Source organism: Martelella mangrovi, assembly GCF_040545495.1.
GTDB lineage: Bacteria > Pseudomonadota > Alphaproteobacteria > Rhizobiales > Rhizobiaceae > Martelella > Martelella mangrovi.
Genome location: NZ_JBEPLY010000006.1, coordinates 88,652 through 107,436 on the forward strand (window position 1 = coordinate 88,652; position 18,785 = coordinate 107,436).

General features: G+C 61.1%; 14 protein-coding genes. 7 read left to right on the forward strand and 7 right to left on the reverse strand.

Annotation, left to right across the window (positions count from 1 at the left end; genetic code table 11):
- Positions 1–199: 199 nt before the first annotated feature.
- On the reverse strand, positions 200–1,321 hold the full coding sequence (locus ABID12_RS10600) for an alpha/beta hydrolase (RefSeq protein WP_354434182.1): 1,122 nt from the start codon (positions 1,319–1,321) through the stop codon (positions 200–202).
- Positions 1,322–1,553: 232 nt separating this feature from the next.
- Between ABID12_RS10600 and ABID12_RS10605 the strand changes: the two genes are divergently transcribed.
- Complete coding sequence (locus ABID12_RS10605; RefSeq protein ID WP_354434183.1) at positions 1,554–2,003, forward strand: cyclophilin-like fold protein; 450 nt, start codon at positions 1,554–1,556, stop codon at positions 2,001–2,003.
- A 105-nt stretch (positions 2,004–2,108) separates the two neighbouring features.
- Here ABID12_RS10605 and ABID12_RS10610 read toward each other — a convergent pair whose 3' ends face one another.
- From ABID12_RS10610 to ABID12_RS10630, 5 genes are all read right to left on the reverse strand, one after another.
- Positions 2,109–2,516: an NINE protein gene (locus ABID12_RS10610; RefSeq protein WP_106303098.1), complete on the reverse strand. Its 408-nt coding sequence runs from the start codon at positions 2,514–2,516 to the stop codon at positions 2,109–2,111.
- 10 nt (positions 2,517–2,526) lie between these two features.
- On the reverse strand, positions 2,527–2,862 hold the full coding sequence (locus ABID12_RS10615; RefSeq protein WP_354434184.1) for a TM2 domain-containing protein: 336 nt from the start codon (positions 2,860–2,862) through the stop codon (positions 2,527–2,529).
- Between the two features lie 91 nt (positions 2,863–2,953).
- A complete protein-coding gene (locus ABID12_RS10620; RefSeq protein ID WP_354434185.1) occupies positions 2,954–6,301 on the reverse strand; it encodes an error-prone DNA polymerase in 3,348 nt (1,115 codons plus the stop codon).
- Between the two features lie 7 nt (positions 6,302–6,308).
- On the reverse strand, positions 6,309–7,778 hold the full coding sequence (locus ABID12_RS10625; protein WP_354434186.1) for a Y-family DNA polymerase: 1,470 nt from the start codon (positions 7,776–7,778) through the stop codon (positions 6,309–6,311).
- On the reverse strand, positions 7,705–8,214 hold the full coding sequence (locus ABID12_RS10630) for an ImuA family protein (protein WP_354434187.1): 510 nt from the start codon (positions 8,212–8,214) through the stop codon (positions 7,705–7,707). Before ABID12_RS10630 ends, ABID12_RS10625 begins: the two co-directional genes overlap by 74 nt.
- A 320-nt stretch (positions 8,215–8,534) precedes the next feature.
- Here ABID12_RS10630 and ABID12_RS10635 point away from each other — a divergent pair, with 320 nt between their 5' ends.
- From ABID12_RS10635 to ABID12_RS10660, 6 genes are all read left to right on the forward strand, one after another.
- A complete protein-coding gene (locus tag ABID12_RS10635) occupies positions 8,535–9,581 on the forward strand; it encodes a LacI family DNA-binding transcriptional regulator (RefSeq protein WP_354434188.1) in 1,047 nt (348 codons plus the stop codon).
- 130 nt (positions 9,582–9,711) lie between these two features.
- Positions 9,712–10,965, forward strand: coding sequence for an ABC transporter substrate-binding protein (locus ABID12_RS10640; protein ID WP_354434189.1), 1,254 nt, complete (start codon positions 9,712–9,714; stop codon positions 10,963–10,965).
- 249 nt (positions 10,966–11,214) lie between these two features.
- Positions 11,215–12,129 (forward strand): carbohydrate ABC transporter permease, encoded by a 915-nt coding sequence (locus ABID12_RS10645; RefSeq protein WP_394706096.1) that lies wholly within the window; start codon positions 11,215–11,217, stop codon positions 12,127–12,129.
- Entirely contained in the window at positions 12,129–13,022 is an 894-nt protein-coding gene (locus ABID12_RS10650; RefSeq protein ID WP_354434190.1) for a carbohydrate ABC transporter permease, read from the forward strand. Before ABID12_RS10645 ends, ABID12_RS10650 begins: the two co-directional genes overlap by 1 nt.
- 21 nt (positions 13,023–13,043) lie before the next feature.
- Positions 13,044–14,972: a glycoside hydrolase family 127 protein gene (locus tag ABID12_RS10655; protein WP_354434191.1), complete on the forward strand. Its 1,929-nt coding sequence runs from the start codon at positions 13,044–13,046 to the stop codon at positions 14,970–14,972.
- A gap of 2 nt (positions 14,973–14,974) precedes the next feature.
- The gene (locus ABID12_RS10660) at positions 14,975–16,075 is read left to right on the forward strand and encodes an ABC transporter ATP-binding protein (RefSeq protein ID WP_354434192.1); all 1,101 of its coding nucleotides are present in this window, start codon (positions 14,975–14,977) and stop codon (positions 16,073–16,075) included.
- A gap of 324 nt (positions 16,076–16,399) precedes the next feature.
- On the opposite strand, the gene yicI is transcribed toward ABID12_RS10660, so the two are convergent.
- The gene (yicI, locus tag ABID12_RS10665) at positions 16,400–18,718 is read right to left on the reverse strand and encodes an alpha-xylosidase (protein ID WP_354434193.1); all 2,319 of its coding nucleotides are present in this window, start codon (positions 18,716–18,718) and stop codon (positions 16,400–16,402) included.
- Positions 18,719–18,785 lie beyond the last annotated feature (67 nt).

Here is an 18,785-nt window from a genome sequence, read left to right on the forward strand (position 1 = left end):
ACCGATCCTCACTGGGATATTATGATTAGGACAAATGTCCTAGTTGGTCAAGAGGCGTATATGGCGGCCGTCTCGCGGTCATTTCGCCCCACGGTTTCCGCCGGTCTTCAATAGACGGGGATGATGCTCGTAAAAAGGTATGGCCCCGTCGGCAGTCTCGTGCCTGCCGGAGGGGCTCCGGCAGGCATTTTTATTGTGGTTATGCGAGGTGCTGTTCGAAGAAGCCCTGCAGCTTGTCGAAGGGGATGATGTCGGTCTGGTCGTAGAGATCGACGTGATCGGCGCCATCGATGATCATGATTTCCTTCGGTTCGGCAGCCGCCTTGTAGGCGTCCTCGGTGAAATAGCGCGAATGTGCTTCCGAACCCGCGATGACCAGCATCGGACGCGGCGAGATTTCGTCGACATAGGTCAGAAGCGGCATGTTCATGAAGGACAGCGGATTGGTCACGGTCCAGCCGGCATTGGAGTTGACCGAACGGGGGTGATAACCGCGCTCGGTCTTGTAGTAGCCGTAATACATGCGGATGACCGGATCATCGATGCCGTCGAGGCTGTCGGGCAGGCCGCCGGCCAGCGCCGGCTCGCCGCTTTTCGCATCGTCCCAGCGCTGATAGCTCATCTGGCGCAGCCCCTCGGCGCGCTGTTCGTCGGTCAGGGCGTCATAGTAACCCTTCGCCATCACGCGCGACATGTCGTACATGCTGGTGGTGGCAACGGCCTTGACGCGCTTGTCGGCTGCGACAGCGTTCAATGCCATGCCGCCGAAGCCGCAAATGCCGATAATGCCGATGCGCTCGCGGTCGACATTGTCATTCAGGCCGAGATAATCGATTGCGGCCATGAAATCTTCGGTGTTGATGTCCGGCGAGGCGACACTGCGCGGTTCGCCGCCGCTTTCACCGACATAGGACGGGTCGAAGGCGACCGTGACGAAGCCGCGTTCGGCCATCGTCTGGGCGTAAAGACCGGCAGCCTGTTCCTTGACCGCGCCGAACGGGCCGGCAACGGCGATTGCCGGAAGCTGGCCGTCCGCACGCTCTTTCGGCATGTAGAGGTCGCCGACAAGCGTGATGCCGTAGCGGTTGGTGAAGGAGACCTTTTCGTGGTCAACCTTGTCGCTTTTCGGAAAGGTCTTGTCCCATTCTGTCGTCATTGTCTCGTCCGTTTCTGTTGTTGTGGTCTGGGCGGATGCCGAAGCGGCAACGAGGGACGCTGTTCCGAACGCCACGGCGCCGGCGCCTGCGGCCTTCAAAAGGGTGCGACGGCCGGTATCGGCGATTTCGTTATGCGAGCCTTCCTGGGGAATTTCACGGGTCAAAATGCGTTCTCCTGGCGGGTTTGTTTTCCTTCCCGGCTTATATGGTTCCCGGCGAGGTTCGGATTAGTCGGGCTCTCTTCATTGTGGTGATGAAGGAAATTCATGAATGCCGCTTCACCTGTCTTTGATGCGCCATTTTCAGTATTTCCTGCTAATAGAGCGAGCGGGCCTGACCGGCGCTTTCGCAAATCAGCGTAATCCTTGCCCCGACAGAAACCGATGGAGCCATGTGATGAAGACACGATCCCGCTTTGTGAACCGCCGCAGCTTTCTTGCCGGAGCGTCTGCGACTGTTCTGCTGCCTTCGATCCTGCGCGCCCAGGACGGTTCGCTGAAGCTGCAATGCCGCTTCGATGATCAGATCGTGACGTATACGCTGTTCGATAATCCGACGGTCCGCGATCTGGTTTCGATGCTGCCGCTGGAACTGACGATCGAGGATTTTTCCAACAATGAGAAGATTGCCCACCTGCCGCGCCGTCTCGATGAAGGTGGCCTTGCGCCATTTTCGGACGAGACGCCGGGTGATCTCTGCTATTTCCTCGGCTGGGGAAATCTGGCCTTCTTTTACGCAGACTACCAGTTTCGCAACGACCTGATTCGGCTCGGTCATATCGATGGGCCGCTCGATCCGCTTATGCATCGCGGAACCTATCCGCTGCGGGTCGCTCTGACCGATTGACAGTGTCAGAGGGTGACGCGTTTCGACCTGACGCGTGCGACGAAAGTCGCCTTGCGCAAACAGCCGTCAGGGCTGTTTGCGCAAGGCCGGGAACCGGACGGCTTTTCAGCCGGACGGTATGGCGATCAGCCTGCCCGCGCCATCATGCTGTTTTCCGACGATCAGGCGAAAGAACACGAAAATCGTGTGCACCACATCGGCCAGGAAGCAGAGCCCGGCAATGGCCAGAAACCCGCCATCGGCTGATGCTGCGCCGGCCAGATAGAAGAAAACGGTCGCCGCAAACAGTCCGAAATCGATAAATCCGTGCACGATATTGCCGATGTAGAAATGGTGCACGCCGACAATGCCGAAAACACCGCAAAGCGCGACGGCGGTGCCGTAGCTCTTGCTGCTGATGTTTTCGGGAGCAGCCTGACCACGGGCGGTCACGCTGCCACAATGCGGGCATTTCGGTGCGGAAAAGGCGATTTTCTCGCCGCACCGGACGCAAAAGCTCCAGCCGTGTTGCATGTCGATCAGCCTAACGGGAGAGCTTCAGGCCCTGCTTGTCGCGGAACGAACCGACGATAATCATGACGAAATCGATGATCGTCCAGATGCCGAGCCCGCCAAAGGTCAGGAGCATCAGGATACCGGTGCCGATCTTGCCAACATAGAAGCGATGGATGCCGAGGCCTCCGAGGAAGAAGCAAAGCAGGGCTGCCGCGACCATGGTCTTGCTGGAAACCTGCTGGGCGGCAAGCCCATTGGGCGCACCGCATTTCGGGCATGACTGGGCCGTGGTGGCCATCTGGGTGCCGCAGACGTTGCAATAGGCGAGCGTGTTGGCGTTTTCGGCGGTCGTATCCAGGGACATGAATAACCTTTCTCTGTCAATAATAATTGCGCTTTTGCATGATTCGTAACAGCTTGCAATCTCTTGATGTCGTTGGGGAATATGACCTGTCTCAATGAAAATCGCGGCTCGGGAACAGCTTCTTGGCCTGTTCGCGCGGGTGGCGGGCGCGGGGCTGGAGCTTGACCCGGCGCGGCGTGGCGTCGGCTTTCGGATCGTTGACGCCGATGGCGTCGTCCATCGGATGGCCGAGTTCGGACAGGCGCCAGGAACAATCCTCGATGGTTTCGGCAATGATATGGACGACAACACCTTCGCGCTGCAGTTTGCCCGTCACCTTCAGGAGGCGGCCGCCCATCACCGTGCGGCGGAAACGTTCATAGACCTTTTTCCAGACAACCACATTGGAAACGCCGGTCTCGTCTTCCAGCGTCAGGAAGATGACGCCGGAAGCGGTACCGGGGCGCTGGCGGGTGATGACGAGGCCTGAGATACTGACGCGTCTTTGCGGCGTCGTTGCCAGCGCCGAATGCAGCGTCAGCCCCGGCATGTTGGGGCGTAAAAGCTCCATGGGATGGGCGCGCAGGCTCATGCGGGTGGCGACATAATCCTCCACCACCTGCTCGCCAAGGTTCATCACCGGCAGCATCACATCCGGTTCGCTGATATGTTCGCCATCAATCGGATCGGAAAACAGCGGCAGCGGTTTCGGCGCGCGGATTGCCTTCACCCGCCACAGCGCATCGCGGCGGGATAGACCGGCATCGGCAAAGGCGTCGGCCTCAGCGAGGCGCTCCAGCACCGCAGGCAAAAGGCCGGCGCGCAGCCACACGTCTTCCGGCGTCTGATAGCCGTTGCCGCGCGCGGTCTCCAGCCATTCGGCATCCTCCTTTTTCAGGCCTTTGATCTGGCGGAAGCCGAGGCGCAGCGCATGAGCGCCATCGGCGCGGCGCTCCAGCGTGCAGTCCCAGGCGCTGTGGTTGACGGAGACGGGGCGCACCTCCACCTGATGCTCGCGGGCATCGCGCACGATCTGGGCCGGGGCGTAAAAGCCCATCGGCTGGGAGTTCAAAAGCGCGCAGGCAAAAACCGCCGGATAATGGCATTTCAGCCAGGCCGATACATAGGTGAGCATGGCAAAGGCGGCCGCATGGCTTTCGGGAAAGCCGTAATCGGCAAAGCCCTTGATCTGGGCAAAGCAGCGTTCGGCGAAATCGCGTTCATAGCCATTGTCGAGCATGCCGTTGATGAACTGTGTCTCGAAGGCGCCGATCGTGCCCACATGGCGGAAGCTTGCCAGCGAGCGGCGCAGCCGGTCGGCATCTTCGGCGGAAAAGCCGGCAGCGACCACGGCAATCATCATCGCCTGTTCCTGAAACAGCGGCACGCCCTTCGTCCTTTTCAGAACGTCGCGCAATTCCGTCTTCGGATAGGTGACCTCCTCATGCCCCTGTCGCCGCCGGAGATAGGGCTGCACCATGCCGCCCTGGATCGGTCCGGGGCGGACAATCGCCACCTCGATGACGAGGTCGTAAAAGGTTTCGGGCTTCATGCGCGGCAGGAAGTTCATCTGGGCGCGGCTTTCCACCTGAAACACGCCGATGGCATCGGCGTTTTGCAGCATGTCATAGGTTGCCGCATCCTCCTGCGGCACCTCGGCAATGGTCAGCGGGCGATTGTAATGCGCCTTTAAAAGATCGAAGCTTTTTTGCAGGCAGGTCAGCATGCCGAGGCTTAAGACATCGACCTTGAGAATGTTCAGCGCATCGATATCGTCCTTGTCCCATTCGATCACGGTGCGGTTTTCCATGGCGGCATTTTCGATGGGACAGAGTTCGTCGAGCCGGTCGCGGGTGATGACGAAGCCGCCGACATGCTGGGAGAGATGGCGGGGAAAGCCGATGATCTCGCCAATCAGGCGGATGGTCTGGGCAAGCCTGCGGTCGGAGGCGTCCAGACCGACCTCGCGCAGGCGCTCCGGCTCCGCGCCCTTGCTGGAAATGCCCCAGATCTGGCCGGAAAGGGCAGCGGTGACATCGCTGGAAAGCCCCATCACCTTGCCCACTTCGCGAATGGCCGCGCGCGAGCGGAAATGAATGACGGTGGCGCACAGTCCGGCATGGTCGCGGCCATATTTGTCGTAAATATACTGGATGACGGTTTCGCGCTTTTCATGCTCGAAATCGACATCGATATCCGGTGGCTCGCCGCGATGGCGGGAGACGAAACGCTCGAACACCATGGAAATCATGTCCGGGCTGACATCGGTGATGCCGAGCGCGAAACAGAGGATGGAATTGGCCGCCGAACCGCGTCCCTGGCACAGAATGCCTGTCTTGCGCGCATACATGACGATGTCGTGGACGGTGAGAAAATAGGCGGCAAAGCCGAGTTCATTGACCAGCGCCAGCTCTTTTTCGGCAAGCTGGCGGTGGCGCTCGGGAATGCCCGCCGGGTTGCGGCGTTTCAGCCCCTCCCAGGTCAGCCGTGCCAGGCGTGCCTGCGGGGCTTCGCCACGTGTGATTTCCGCCGGGTAGTTATAGGAAAGCTCGCTCAGGTCGAAGGTCAGCCGTGCGGCGATTTCCATGGTGCGGCGGATTGCGGCCGGATGGTCGCGGAAGATATGCGCCATTTCATCCGCGCTTTTCAGCCGCCGCTCGGCATTCGGCAAGGCCCGGTGGCCGATTTCATCAATGGTGATGTGGTGGCGCATGCAGGTCAACACATCGGCAAGCTGGCGGCGGCTGGCATGGTGCATCAGCACGTCGCCGACGGCGACCATCGGCGCGCCGGTCTTGTGCGACAGGGCGGCGACGGCCTTCAGCCATGCCTGGTCGGAACCGTCATAACGGGGGGCAGCCCCGGTAAACACATGGCCGGGAAAGCGCCGGGCCGCCTGTGCGATATGGTCTTCACTCTCCGCCGTCCTGTCCGTGGCGGGCGGCAGCGCAATCAGGATGGAGCCTTCGGCCCCGTCCAGCATGTCGGAAAGATAAAGCAGGCATTCGCCCTTTTGCGTGCGCAGCTTGCCACGGCTCAAAAGCCGCACGAGCTTCTGATAGGCGGGCTTGTCGCGGGGCAGGGCAATGAAATCGACCGGGCTGTCGGAAAGCACCAGACGGCAGCCGACAATCAGGCGTGGCAGGCGCGGCAGACGGAGGGACTGGGTCTGCTCCGGCGTAGAGGGCTGCTGCGGGGCGGTCTCGTTTATGGGCACGCGCGAGGACGGGTCGAGGCGTTTTTTGCTGCCCGTTTCACCTTCTTCCGGAGGCGTTTCCAGCCGGTGGCGGATTTCCTTCAACTCCCGAAAGCCGCGCACGACGCCTGCCAGCGAATTGCGGTCGGTTATCGCAATGGCGGCAAGCCCCAGGGTTGCGGCGCGTGCCACCATTTCCTCCGGGTGCGAGGCGCCGGTGAGGAAGGTGAAATTGGTGGTGACGCAGAGTTCGGCATAATCCATGACGGCCTCACGCAAACAGGCCGTGCACGAACCAGCCGGGAGCCTGCGGCGTGTGATACATCCACAGTCGCAGGCCCTGACGGGTTTCCACCTTCCAGTAATCGCGCAACCCCGAGCGCCAGCTCTCATCCGGCCGCCACCATTCCGGCGCGATCCGCTCCGGGCCGGTTGTGCTCGCCGTTTCAAGGCGCATGCGCCGCCAGGAAAAACGCGAAGGCGGGCGGCGGGCGGGCGCCGCGGTGATCGGCTCGGGGGCAAAAAGCTTCAGCGGGCGGGGGCGGGGGGCATGCCAGTCCATATCGATCCGCCCGGCCGTGGCCGGCAGTTCGGCAAAGCCACGTTCGGGAATATGGCTTTCCACCGGCTGGAAGCGGAGGATATTGTCGATGCCGATCCTGACGCCGAGACGGGTAATCAGGTCGTCCAGCGCATCCGCCGGGGCCGTGCCGCTGTCGCTCAATTGTTCAGCCGGCAGGTTTTCGACAGAGGTCGCCTCAAGCCGCATCCGCTCGATCCCGAAACCGGCGTCGACGGCGGCAACGGACCGTTCGAACAGGCTGAGAATGCGCGCGGCCTCCCGCATTGGCCGGGCCAGCCGCAATTCGCAGGTTTGCGCCGTGGAATCGGCCCGCGTCAGGGTAAGCCGCAACAGCCGTGCTCCGGATTCCCGGGCTTTCAGCTTTTGACAAAGCCTTTCGATGAGGCGCGACAGCGCGGCCATGACATCGTCCATGAGGCCGATGGGGTCCGGCAGCATCATCCTGACGCCGTAATGCGGCGGTTCGGAAAGCGGAGAGACGGTTTCGCCGCGCTGGCCGGTCGCCTGGTCAAGCCGTTCAATTAGCGCCATATCGAAACGCCGCGCCAGCGTTGCCCGCGGCAGGGCGGTGAGATCGGCAATGGTGTTGAGGCCGAGGCGTTTGAGGGCCGTATCGGTCTTCTCATTCGTTCTCAGGGCGGCGACCGGCAGCGGGCCAAGCGCCTGTGCGGTCTTGCCTGCGCCTGCAATGCCGGGCGCGAAATGGGCAAGCGCCCATGCCGCGCCGCGCGTATCGGCAATGCCGATCTTCACGGAAAGCCGGGTGCGGGCAAGGCGGTCTTTCATATCCTCCAGCATCGCCGCCTCGCCGCCGAAAAGATGGGCGGCACCGGTGATGTCGAGCACCAGCCCGTCCTCGCCATCAAGCCCGGCATGCGGCGTGTAGCGCGTGGCCCAGCGCGCCAGCATGGTTAGAAATCGCCGGTCGGCGTCAATATCGGCAGGGCGGGTGACAAGGTCGGGGACATAGGCGCGGGCATCCGCCACGCCCATGCCGCATTCCAGTCCCTGCCGCTCCGCCGCTTCATTCAGCGCATAAAGTCGCTCGTGATTGCTCTGGACGGCGATGATCGCGAACGGCCCCTCAACCGGGCGCAGCCTCAGGGCCCGCTCGCTCGGCAATCTCGGAAACCACATGGATACGACGCGCCGTTTCATCCCAGCCTACGGTCCAGCTTCTATTTGTTCCTGTTTTGTTCTTTATAATGGACCAGTCCTGCAGAGTCGAGTCGGAAGCTGAAAAGCGCGGCTTGCAGAGCCAGCGCGTGGTTGCCGCCTGATTGCCCATGCCCTCGGGAAAAAGTGACAGGCCGATGGTCCTTCCGGTTTCTGCCGCAAGCTGCAAACGGCGGCCGGGGGTGAGCTCAATCGGTCTGTCGAGTTCCATGACGACCAGCCGGACCGCGCCCGAGCGCAGGCCCTCCTCGGCGCAGGCAAGTGTTTCGGTCTGGTCTTTCGTCCGGGCAATGATGAGGTCTTTGGGGTCGAAAAAAGCGGCGGTGCCGACGGGGTTGAGCGTCTCGGAAAACCATTCCGGCTTTACCCACAGCACCGGTCCGCCTGTCTGCCCGGCCAGGCTTGCCGCAAAAAACACGGCACCGGCTCCGGACACATCATGCGCCCGGCCGGCTTTCAACGGAAAAAGGCTTTCAAGGTCATCCTGCATGGGGAGATGATATAGTGATTATCAAGAGAATGAAAAGGGAACAAATGCGCGCACACGGTTGGAAGATTTCACCGTGGAACAGGCGTGCGATCTCCATAGCGCAGCGGCTGAAAAAGTAAGCAAATATTTACAAAAACGTCTCTTGACAGCAATCGGTGAATATGAAAACCTGATTGCGCAAACGGTAAACCAATGATGAGCAAACGATTGCTCAGGCGTTTTGGACAGTTTGCGCCGGGAGGAATATTTTGGCGGACAGGGTGTCGAAACTGCAATCGGCAAGCGCTTACCAGCGCAGCACGATCCGTGATGTCGCGGCGAAAGCGAATGTCAGCGTGACGACGGCTTCGCGGGCGCTCAATGGCACGGGCCGGATGTCTGACGAAACCCGGGAACGCGTGCGTGCTGCGGCTGCCGAACTCGATTACCGGCCGAATTCCATTGCGCGCGGTCTGGTGCAGCAGCGCTCCTTCACGCTCGGCCTTCTGACCAACGATATGTATGGACGTTTTACGCTGCCGGTCGCAGCCGGCCTTTCGTCCGCCATGGCGGATCGCGGGGTTTCGGTTTTTCTGAGCGCCGGCGAATACGAGCCGGACAGCCTCAAGCTGACCCTCGGCGCCATGGAGGAAAAGCGCGTCGACGGTCTGGTGATCACCGGCAAGCGCATCGATCGCGGTCTGCCGATCGAGCTTCCGTCGCTTGGTATGCCGGTGGTCTATGTCTATGCGGCAGCGCCCGAAGGCGCGGTCAGTTTCGTGCCGGACGACACCAATGCGGCCAGGGACGCGGTCCGGCATCTCGTGAACCTCGGGCGCAAAAAGATCGCGCATATTACCGGTCCGCGGGCTTTCAAGGCGGCGAACCTGCGCGAAGCCGGGTGGCGTTCGGCGCTTGCCGAGGCCGGGCTGGAGCCCTTCGGCGAAGCGATGTTTTCCACATGGACGGAGGCGCACGGCTACGCGGCAGCGCATGCGCTGATTGCGGCGGGGGAGCGTCCGGATGCGATTTTCTGCGGCAATGACCAGATTGCCCGCGGCGTCATCGATGCCTTTGCGCTGATGGGGATCAGCGTGCCCGATGATATTGCCATTGTCGGTTTCGACAACTGGGAGGTCTTCGCCGCTGCGACGCGGCCGCCGCTGACGACGGTGGATATGGGGCTTCCGGGCCTTGGACGAAGCGCCGGTCTGGCGCTTCTCGACATGATTGACGGCGAGCCCGTCGCGCCGGGCATCCGCGAGACGCCCTGCACGCTCGTCGTCAGAGAATCCTGCGGTGCAAAACCCGACTGAGCTTTGCGCCGGGAAACCGCCCCGCCAGTGTGAGACGCCGGTTTCAGGGGAGGGAATTGCGCAATTTGCGCAAACGTTGGCTCAAACTGTTTTGAGCGGCAGCATGATTTTTAAACGGGAGGTAATGGAAATGAATATCAGGACTTTTCTAGGCGGCGTGGCGATCGCCGCAATCGCATTGCCCGGGCTTGCCCAGGCGGAAACATTCTCGCTCTGGGTCCGTTCCGACGGCTCGGAATTCATGCCGAAACTGGTCGATGCCTTTAATGCAAAAGGCGAGGACAAGGCCGAACTGCAGATCGTGCCGGTGAATGAGCTGGTGCAGAAATATGCGATTGCCGCTGCCGGCGGCTCCGAGCCGGACGCGCTCTCGCTCGACCTGATCTACACGCCATCCTTTGCCCAGGCCGGGCAACTGAAGGACATGACGGAGTTTGCCAAGTCTTTGCCCTATTACGACCATCTGTCGAAGGCGCATCTGACGGTCGGCACCTATGACGGCAAGATCTACGGCATGCCGTTCTCGGCCGATGCCTCGGTGCTGGTCTGGAACAAGAACCTGTTTGAGGAAGCAGGGCTTGATCCCGACAAGGCACCGACGAACTGGGCGGAGGTCCGTGAGGATGCCGAGGCGGTCTCAGCGCTTGGCGATGAAACTTACGGCTTTTATTTCTCCGGAAATTGCGGCGGCTGCAACATCTTCACCTTCATGCCGCTCGTCTGGGCATCCGGCGGCGTGCTGTTCGAGGATGAAGGCGCGAAGGCAACGGTGACGACGCCGCAGATGAAGGATGCGATCGAGTTTTATCGCGGCATGGTCGAGGACGGGTTGGTGCCGGCAGGTTCACAAACCGATTCCGGCTCGAACTTCTTTGCAGCCTTTGCCGGCGGCAATATCGGCCTCACTCCGTCCGGCTCGTTCGCCATCGGCGCGCTCAACAACCAGTATCCCGACCTTGAATACGGCGTGACCTATCTGCCGGGCAAGGATGGCGACTGGTCCTCCTTTGCCGGCGGTGACAATATTGTGGTCTCGGCGAAGACCGCAGAGGAAAAGATGCCGGCCATCCAGGCCTTCATCGAATTCGCCTATTCGCCGGAGGGGCAGAAGATCCTGGCGCAGAACGGCTCGCTGCCGGTGCGTGACGATGTTGCCGAGCAGGCGCTGGAAGGACTCGATGCCCGCTACATGATCGCGGCCGAGGCCATGGCCAAGGGCAAGACGCCCTACAGCCCGGTCTTCAACGATCTGATCAACTCGCTGAACGGCCCCTGGATCACAATGCTGAACCGCGCCTTCTTCGCCGACAGCGAAGACGAGGTCGATGACGCCATGGCCGAAGCGCAGGACGAAATGCAGTCGATCATCGACTCGTCCCGGTAAGCGGCGTTTCGGGGAAAAGCACAACCGCCGGCCCGCCGGGGCCGGTTGGAATGACTGCTGACTAACCGCACTTTCCTCACGTGTCACCCTCGGGCTTGACCCGAGGGTCCATGAAACAGCGACGTATGGATGCTCGGGTCGAGCCCGAGCATGACGCGGAGAGAGACGTGGGGCCTGTCAACGCACCACCGGCCTTAAGGGCCGGTGGCCACCCTTTTAATGCGAAAGGACTTTGCCATGTCTGACGGGATAGTGGCCGGCGCGGGCGCACCTTTGCCGAAACGGCGAAGGCGGCGGCGGTCTTCACAATGGACAGGCCTGATCTATGTTCTCCCCGCGCTGGCGCTTGTCACCGTGTTCTTCATCGTTCCGCTCGGCATGACGGTGTGGATGTCGCTGCACAAATGGCCGCTGATGGGCCTGCCGCGCTATATCGGCCTGGACAATTACGAGCGGCTGCTGTTCGACAAGAGCTTCTGGTCGTCGCTGTGGTTCACCATCCAGTATACGGTCGTGGTCACCATCGGTCTGCTCGGCTTTGCCATGATACTGGCACTGATCGTGCAGGGGCAGGGGCGCGCGGTTTCGACGTATCGGACCATCTATTTCCTGCCGGTGGTGACCGGTTTTGCCTCTGCCGCGCTGTTGTGGGTGTGGCTTTCGAATGTCGATACCGGCCTGTTTTCGCCGCTGGCGCAGGATGTCGGGCTGACCAAGGGGCGGGTCAATATTCTCGCCAGTTACACGCCGGCCTTCTGGTCGGTCATCGTCATGGTCGTCTGGAAAATGGCCGGTTTCTACATGGTCATCCTGATGAGCGGCCTGCAGGCAATTCCGGCCGATTATCAGGAGGCCGCGCGCATTGACGGCGCCAAATGGCTGCAGCGGTTCCGCTACATCACCATGCCGCTGATCCGCAAACCTTTCGCGCTGGCGCTGATTTTGTGCGTGTCCGGTTCGATGCTGGCCTTCGACCAGTTCTACATCATCTTGAGCGGCGGGCCGCAGAACAAGACCGTCACGGCCGTCTACAAGATCTTCAACGAAAGCTTCGTCTCCTTCCGCCTGGGCTATGGCGCGGCATTGTCGATGGTGCTGCTGCTCATCCTGCTCGTTCTCAGCGTGTTGCAGCTGACCATGCTTGGCGATCGAAAGGACAAATGATGTCAACGGCCGTTTCCACTTCACAGCCGGCAACCGCAGCGCCTGCCACCCGTCGCGGCCGGTTTCGCTATCACCGCGTTCTGTTTCACGTAACGGCGGCGCTTGTGGCAGCGCTTTTTCTGGCGCCGCTGGTCTGGGTCATTCTGGCGAGTTTCCGCACACCGGCGGAATCGACCCAGCCGCCCCTGCCGCCGTGGCCGACCGAGGGCTTCAGCGTTTCCAGTTATGAACGGCTGGAAAATTTCGGTCAGTCGGTGCTGCACTATTCCGGCAATTCGCTGTTTGTCGCCGTCGGCACATCGGCGCTCACCATCGTCGTGGCCATTCTCGCCGGCTACGGTTTCTCGCGATACCGGTTTCCGCTGAAGGGCTTTGCCTTCGTACTGATCCTGTCGACGATGATGATCCCGTTCCAGTCGATCCTCACCCCGCTGTTTCTTCTGCTGGCAAAGATGGGGCTTCAGAACACCCTGATCGGTCTCGTCTTCATCTATTCGACGCTGCAGCTCCCGTTTTCGGTTTTCATGATGCGGAACGCTTTCGATGCGGTGCCGAAGGAAATCGAGGAGGCGGCCCGCATGGATGGCGTCAAGGGCGTGCGCATGCTGGTTCAGGTCATGGGGCCGCTGGTGCTGCCGGGCGTGGTGACCGTCGGCCTGTTTGCCTTCCTCAATGCCTGGAACGAGTTCCTCGCAGCCCTTGTGCTTCTGACCGACCAGTCGAAATTCACGCTCCCCGTTTTGATGACCGCCGTGCGCTATGGCCGCTACGGCTCGGTCGACTGGGGCGCGGTGCAGGCGGGCGTCACGCTGATGATGATCCCCTGCATGATCCTCTTCCTCATTCTCCAGCGCTCCTACATTCGCGGCCTGACGGCCGGAGCGGTGAAATAAGCTTTCCGAAAGGACAACAAGATGAACAAGCCTCTCAATGCTGGCGATGCCCTTCAGCCGAAATCGAAATTCCGCCCGCTTTCCGTCAATCAGGTCGAGGTCGGCGGCTTTTTCGGTCCGCGCGTCGATGTGATCGCGACCACCACCGCTAAACTCCTGTTCGACCGCTGCATCGAAGCGCGTATGCTCGAACAGGTCGACCCGGACCTGCCCAATCCCGGCGTTGTCATTCCCTTCGATCACGGCAACACTGTCACCACCCAGATGTTCTGGGATTCAGACTTCGGCAAGAGCATCGAGACGGCGGCCTATGCGCTGAACCGCAAGCGCGATGAAGAACTCGAAGCTCGCGTCGATGACGTGATCGATGCCTATGGAAGGCTTCAGGCCGAGGATGGCTATCTCAATTCCTGGTATCAGCGTATCCAGCCGGGGCAGCGCTGGACCAATCTGCGCGACCGTCATGAGCTCTATAATGCCGGACACCTGATCGAAGGCGCGGTTGCCTATTACCACGCCACCGGCAAACGCCGCTTCCTCGATATCATGTGCCGTTACGCCGACTGTATCGAACGGACATTCGGGCTTGATGCCGACAAGAAACGCGGCTATCCGGGCCACCCGGAACTCGAGCTGGCGCTGGTCAAGCTCGGCCGCGTAACCGGTGAACAGCGCTATCTCGATCTGGCAAAATTCTTCGTCGACGAACGCGGGAAAAAGCCGAACTATTTCGATCAGGAGGCGGTCGCGCGCGGCGACAAGCCGGAGGATTTCCACTTCTCCACGCTCGAATACTGCCAGGCGCACAAGCCGGTGCGCGAGCAGCGCGAAGTCGTCGGCCATGCGGTGCGCGCGGCCTATCTTTATGCCGGGATGGCGGATGTCGCGACCGAGTTTTCCGATGACAGCCTCAATCCGGCGCTTGAGGCGCTGTGGTCGCATCTGACCGACAAGAACCTCTATGTCACCGGCGGCTTCGGCCCCTCGAAGGACAATGAAGGGCTGACCTTCGATTACGACCTGCCCAATGCAAGCGCCTATGCGGAAACCTGCGCCTCGGTCGCGCTGGTGTTCTGGGCAAGCCGCATGCTGGGGCGCGAGCCCGATGCGCGGTTTACCGATGTCATGGAGCGGGCGCTCTATAACGGTGCGCTGTCCGGGATTTCACAGGATGGTACCCATTTCTTCTACGACAATCCGCTGGAAAGCCACGGCAACCACCACCGCTGGCGCTGGCATCGCTGCCCGTGCTGCCCGCCCAACATCTCCCGGCTGATCGCCTCGATCGGCACCTATTTCTATGGCCTGGCGGAAGATGAGCTGGCGCTGCATCTTTATTGCGAGAATACGGCGGATATCGAGGTTGCCGGCACGAAGCTCGGCATCAGGCAGGAAACGCGTTATCCGGAAGATGGCCGGATCGCCGTCACGCTTCAGCCGGAAACGCCTGTTGAATTCACGCTTGCGCTGCGCGTTCCCGGATGGGCCAGGGGCTTTTCGCTGGAAATCAATGGCGAGGCGTCAAAGATCGCGCCGGACAAGGGCTATCTCAGGATCCGCCGTCAATGGCAGGCCGGTGACAGGATTGCGCTCGACCTCAAGATGGAGCCGGAAATGCTCTACGCCAATCCGAAAATCGCGCCGGATCAGGGACGGATGGCGCTTTTGCGGGGTCCCTTCGTCTACTGCGTTGAGGAAACGGACAATGCTGCACCGCTCAATGCCTATGTCATCAAGGATGGCACGCCGGTGACGCTGGACCGTGCCAAAGGGCTTGATGGCGCCGTTGCCCTGAAAGTCGATGCAACGGTGGAAAGCCAGCCGACCGACGCGCTTTATTCCGGCACGCCGCCGCAGCGCGCGGCAGCCAGCCTGAAAGCCATACCCTATTATCTCTGGGACAATCGCGCGCCGGGCGAAATGCTGGTCTGGCTGCGCAGGGAGGCGTGACAATGAGCGAACAACTGGCAACGTTGACACCACAACGCAATCCATCCGGGCTGTCGCTGAGACGGGTCTCCAAAGCCTTCGGCGCCGTTCAGGTCATCCATGATGTCGATCTGGAGATCGAAGGCGGCGAATTCGTCGTCTTCGTCGGCCCGTCGGGCTGCGGCAAGTCGACCCTGCTCCGACTGATTGCCGGTCTGGAAGAGGTAACCAGCGGCGATGTCATGATTGCCGGTACGGATGTGACGGATGAGGACCCGTCCGACCGCGGCATCGCCATGGTGTTCCAGACCTATGCGCTTTATCCGCATATGAGTGTGGAACAGAATATGGGCTTCGGCCTCAAGGTCGCAGGGCGCTCTAAGGCCGAGGTCGAGAGCAAGGTGCGGCATGCCGCCGAAATCCTGAAGCTGACGGATTATCTCGACCGCCGCCCCGGCCAGTTGTCCGGCGGTCAGCGCCAGCGCGTCGCCATCGGCCGTGCGATCGTGCGCGATCCGGAAATCTTCCTGTTCGACGAGCCGCTCTCCAATCTCGATGCCGAACTCAGGGTCGGCATGCGCATCGAAATCGCCCGGTTGCACCGCGAGCTCGGCAATACCATGATCTACGTGACCCATGACCAGACCGAGGCGATGACGCTTGCCGACAAGATCGTCGTGCTGCGCGATGGCTATATCGAGCAGGTCGGTTCGCCGGCGGCACTCTACGACGATCCCGACAACGTCTTTGTCGGCGGCTTCATCGGCTCGCCGAAGATGAATTTCCTGTCGGGCATCATCAACGGAGACCATATCGAGATTGCAGGCTCCATGCTGCCCTGCCCGAAACTGGAGGCAAAGCCTGCGGACGGGACGCGCGTTTCGGTCGGCATCCGGCCGGAACACTGGCAACTTGCGGCGGATGGCCAAACGGGCGTGCCGTTCAAGGTCGACTTTTCCGAATTTCTTGGCGGTGCGAGCTATCTCTACGGCTCAATCGGCGAGGTCATCTGCACGGTCGAGGTCGAACGCAGTGCGATCGTGAAAGCGGGCAGCACTCTGCAGCTCACCGTGGATGCCGACAGGATTTACGTGTTCGGCGAGGACGAAAAACGGATCCGGTGACGGGACTGCACACCGCCAATGCGTCAAAACGAAAAAAGCCCCCACGGAAACCATGGGGGCCTCAGTTTATTGACAACGCTCGTCCCGCGTTCTTTCGTCATACCGGCCTTGAGCCGGTATCCAGGGCCGCTTGTTTTGTGCTCCCAGAAAGGGTTTTTGCATACAAGGAGTTCCACCGCCCTGGACCCCGGACCGAGTCCGGGGTGACGGACAGAGGTTAGTTAGGCGAACTCCGAGTGTCTGCAACAAGGGTTTGTCAACAGTCTGAAGCCCCCGCGTTAACCTACGGGGGCTTTGATTGTGCTGGATGAACGCAGGCCGCCCTTAAAGGGTGACCGTGACGTTGCCGGTGCCTTCGAGGATCACACCTTCGGCGGTTTCCGTGATGCTGGCCCCGCCGGTTTCAGCGACCGAAGCAATTCCCTGCAGGCGCAGACGCCACGGACGGGCGGTGTCTTCTGCCGCGATCGCCATTGCGTCGCCGTTGCGGGAAACGGCAAGCTCCTGCGCCTTCACGCCCTTGTCGGCGAAGATCGTGGCTTTCGCGGTCTTGCCGTCGTCCAGCGCGTAAAGCGCAAACAGTGCGCCGTCCGCATAGTCATAGTCCGGCTTGTCGTCGACTGCGCCCCAGACGATCAGGCTTGAGGGGCGGACATAAAGCGGCAGGCTCATGAAGTCATGGTTTTCCACGCGCCAGCTTCCGCCTTCAACCTCTTCACCTGTCAGAAGGTGCGTCCAGCGGCCCTTCGGCAGATAGATTTCGGCATCGCCGGATTTGTCGAGAACCGGGGCCACCAGAAGCTTGTCGCCGAGCATATACTGCCGGTCGAGAACATCGCAGGCGCGGTCCTCGGGGAATTCCAGCATCATGGCGCGCATCACCGGAAGGCCGGTTTGCGGCGCTTCGCAGGCGGCCGCGTAGATCGTCGGCATCAGCTTCATCTTCAGCTTGGTGAAGAAGCGCAGGACATCGACGGCTTCCTCGTCATAGAGCCACGGCACGCGGTAGGATTTGGAGCCGTGCAGGCGCGAATGGCTGGACAGCAGACCGAAAGCGCACCAGCGCTTGTAGACATCGGCTTCCGCCGTTGCCTCGAACCCGCCGATATCGTGGCTCCAGAAGCCGAAGCCGGAAAGGCCGAGCGACAACCCGCCGCGCAGCGATTCTGCCATGGAGATATAGTCGGAGTAGCAGTCACCGCCCCAGTGAACCGGGAACTGCTGGCCACCGGTGGTGGCGGAGCGGGCAAACAGCACCGCCTCGTCCTCGCCCTTCGTCTCCTGCAGGGCCTCGTAGACGACCTTGTTGTAGAGGAAGGTATAGTAGTTGTGCATGGTCTCCGGGGCGGAGCCGTCGTGATAGGCAACGTCGACGGGAATGCGTTCGCCGAAATCGGTCTTGAAGCAATCGACGCCCTGGCCGACCAGATCCTTCAGGTAGCCGGCGTACCAGTCGCAGGCTTCCGGGTTGGTGAAGTCGACCACGGCCTGACCGGGCTGCCAGCGGTCCCACTGCCAGACCGAGCCATCTTCCCGCTTGATCAGATAGCCGTTTTCCTTGCCCTCGTCGAAAAGCTTGGATTCCTGGGCAATATAGGGGTTGATCCACACGCAGATGTTGAGGCCGCGTTCCTTGTAGCGGGCAAGCATGGCTTCCGGATCGGGGAAGGTTTCCGGGTCCCACTCGAAATCGCACCAGTGCAGGCCGCGCATCCAGAAACAATCGAAGTGGAAGACATGCAGCGGAATATCGCGCTCGGCCATGCCGTCGAGGAAGCTGGTGACGGTCGCTTCGTCATATTGGGTGGTGAACGAGGTCGTCAGCCACAGGCCGAAGGACCAGCGCGCCGGCAGCGCCGGGCGACCGGTGAGCTTGGTGTAGCGGTCGATGACGCCCTTCGGGTCGGGGCCGTCGATGAGGTAATATTCGAGGCTTTCACCGGGAACGGAAAACAGCGCCTTGGAGACCTTTTCGGAGCCGATTTCGAACTCGACCCGGCCCGGATTGTTGACGAACACGCCCCAGCCGCGATTGGTCAGGAAGAAGGGAATGTTCTTGTAGGCCTGATCGGTGTTGGCGCCGCCGTCGCGGTTCCAGATATCGACCATCTGGCCGTTCTTCACAAAGTCGGTGAAGCGTTCGCCGAGACCGTAAACCTTGGTGCCGACGCCGAGGCTGAGGCGCTCGAACATATGGGTGCGGTCATTGTCGTCATGGTCGGTGACATGACCGCCGGCCTTGTAGTCGGAGCCGGTGATCGGCTTGCCGTCGCGCAGGAATTCGAGGTTCCAGCGGCCCTTGAGGCTGACACGGGCGGTCAGATTGCCGCTTTTCAGCGTGGCGAAGTCTTCGGTGATTTCGATTTCCGGCGCGAAGCCTTCATCCGGGTAGAGATCGAAATGCGGGCCATTGTCGAGAACACCGCGGAAGTGCTCGCTCTTCACGCCGATCATGCCTTCCATTGGCGCAGACAAGGTCAGAATGATCAGCCGTGCATTGATCTGGCTGGAACGGTCATTCATCGGCCAGGTCATGGCGCGCACAATGAGGTTGCCGTCTTTTACGCGGGCGTCGAAGGCCTCAAGCGGCTGATTGAGGTCGAGGTTTTCACGTGCTTGCCAGTTGCCGTCTAGGATTTTCATTGCATCAAGTCCTTTGAATTCTGGGGTGCAGCGATGGCGGGGAGGCGCCATCGCTGCCCGCGAAAGC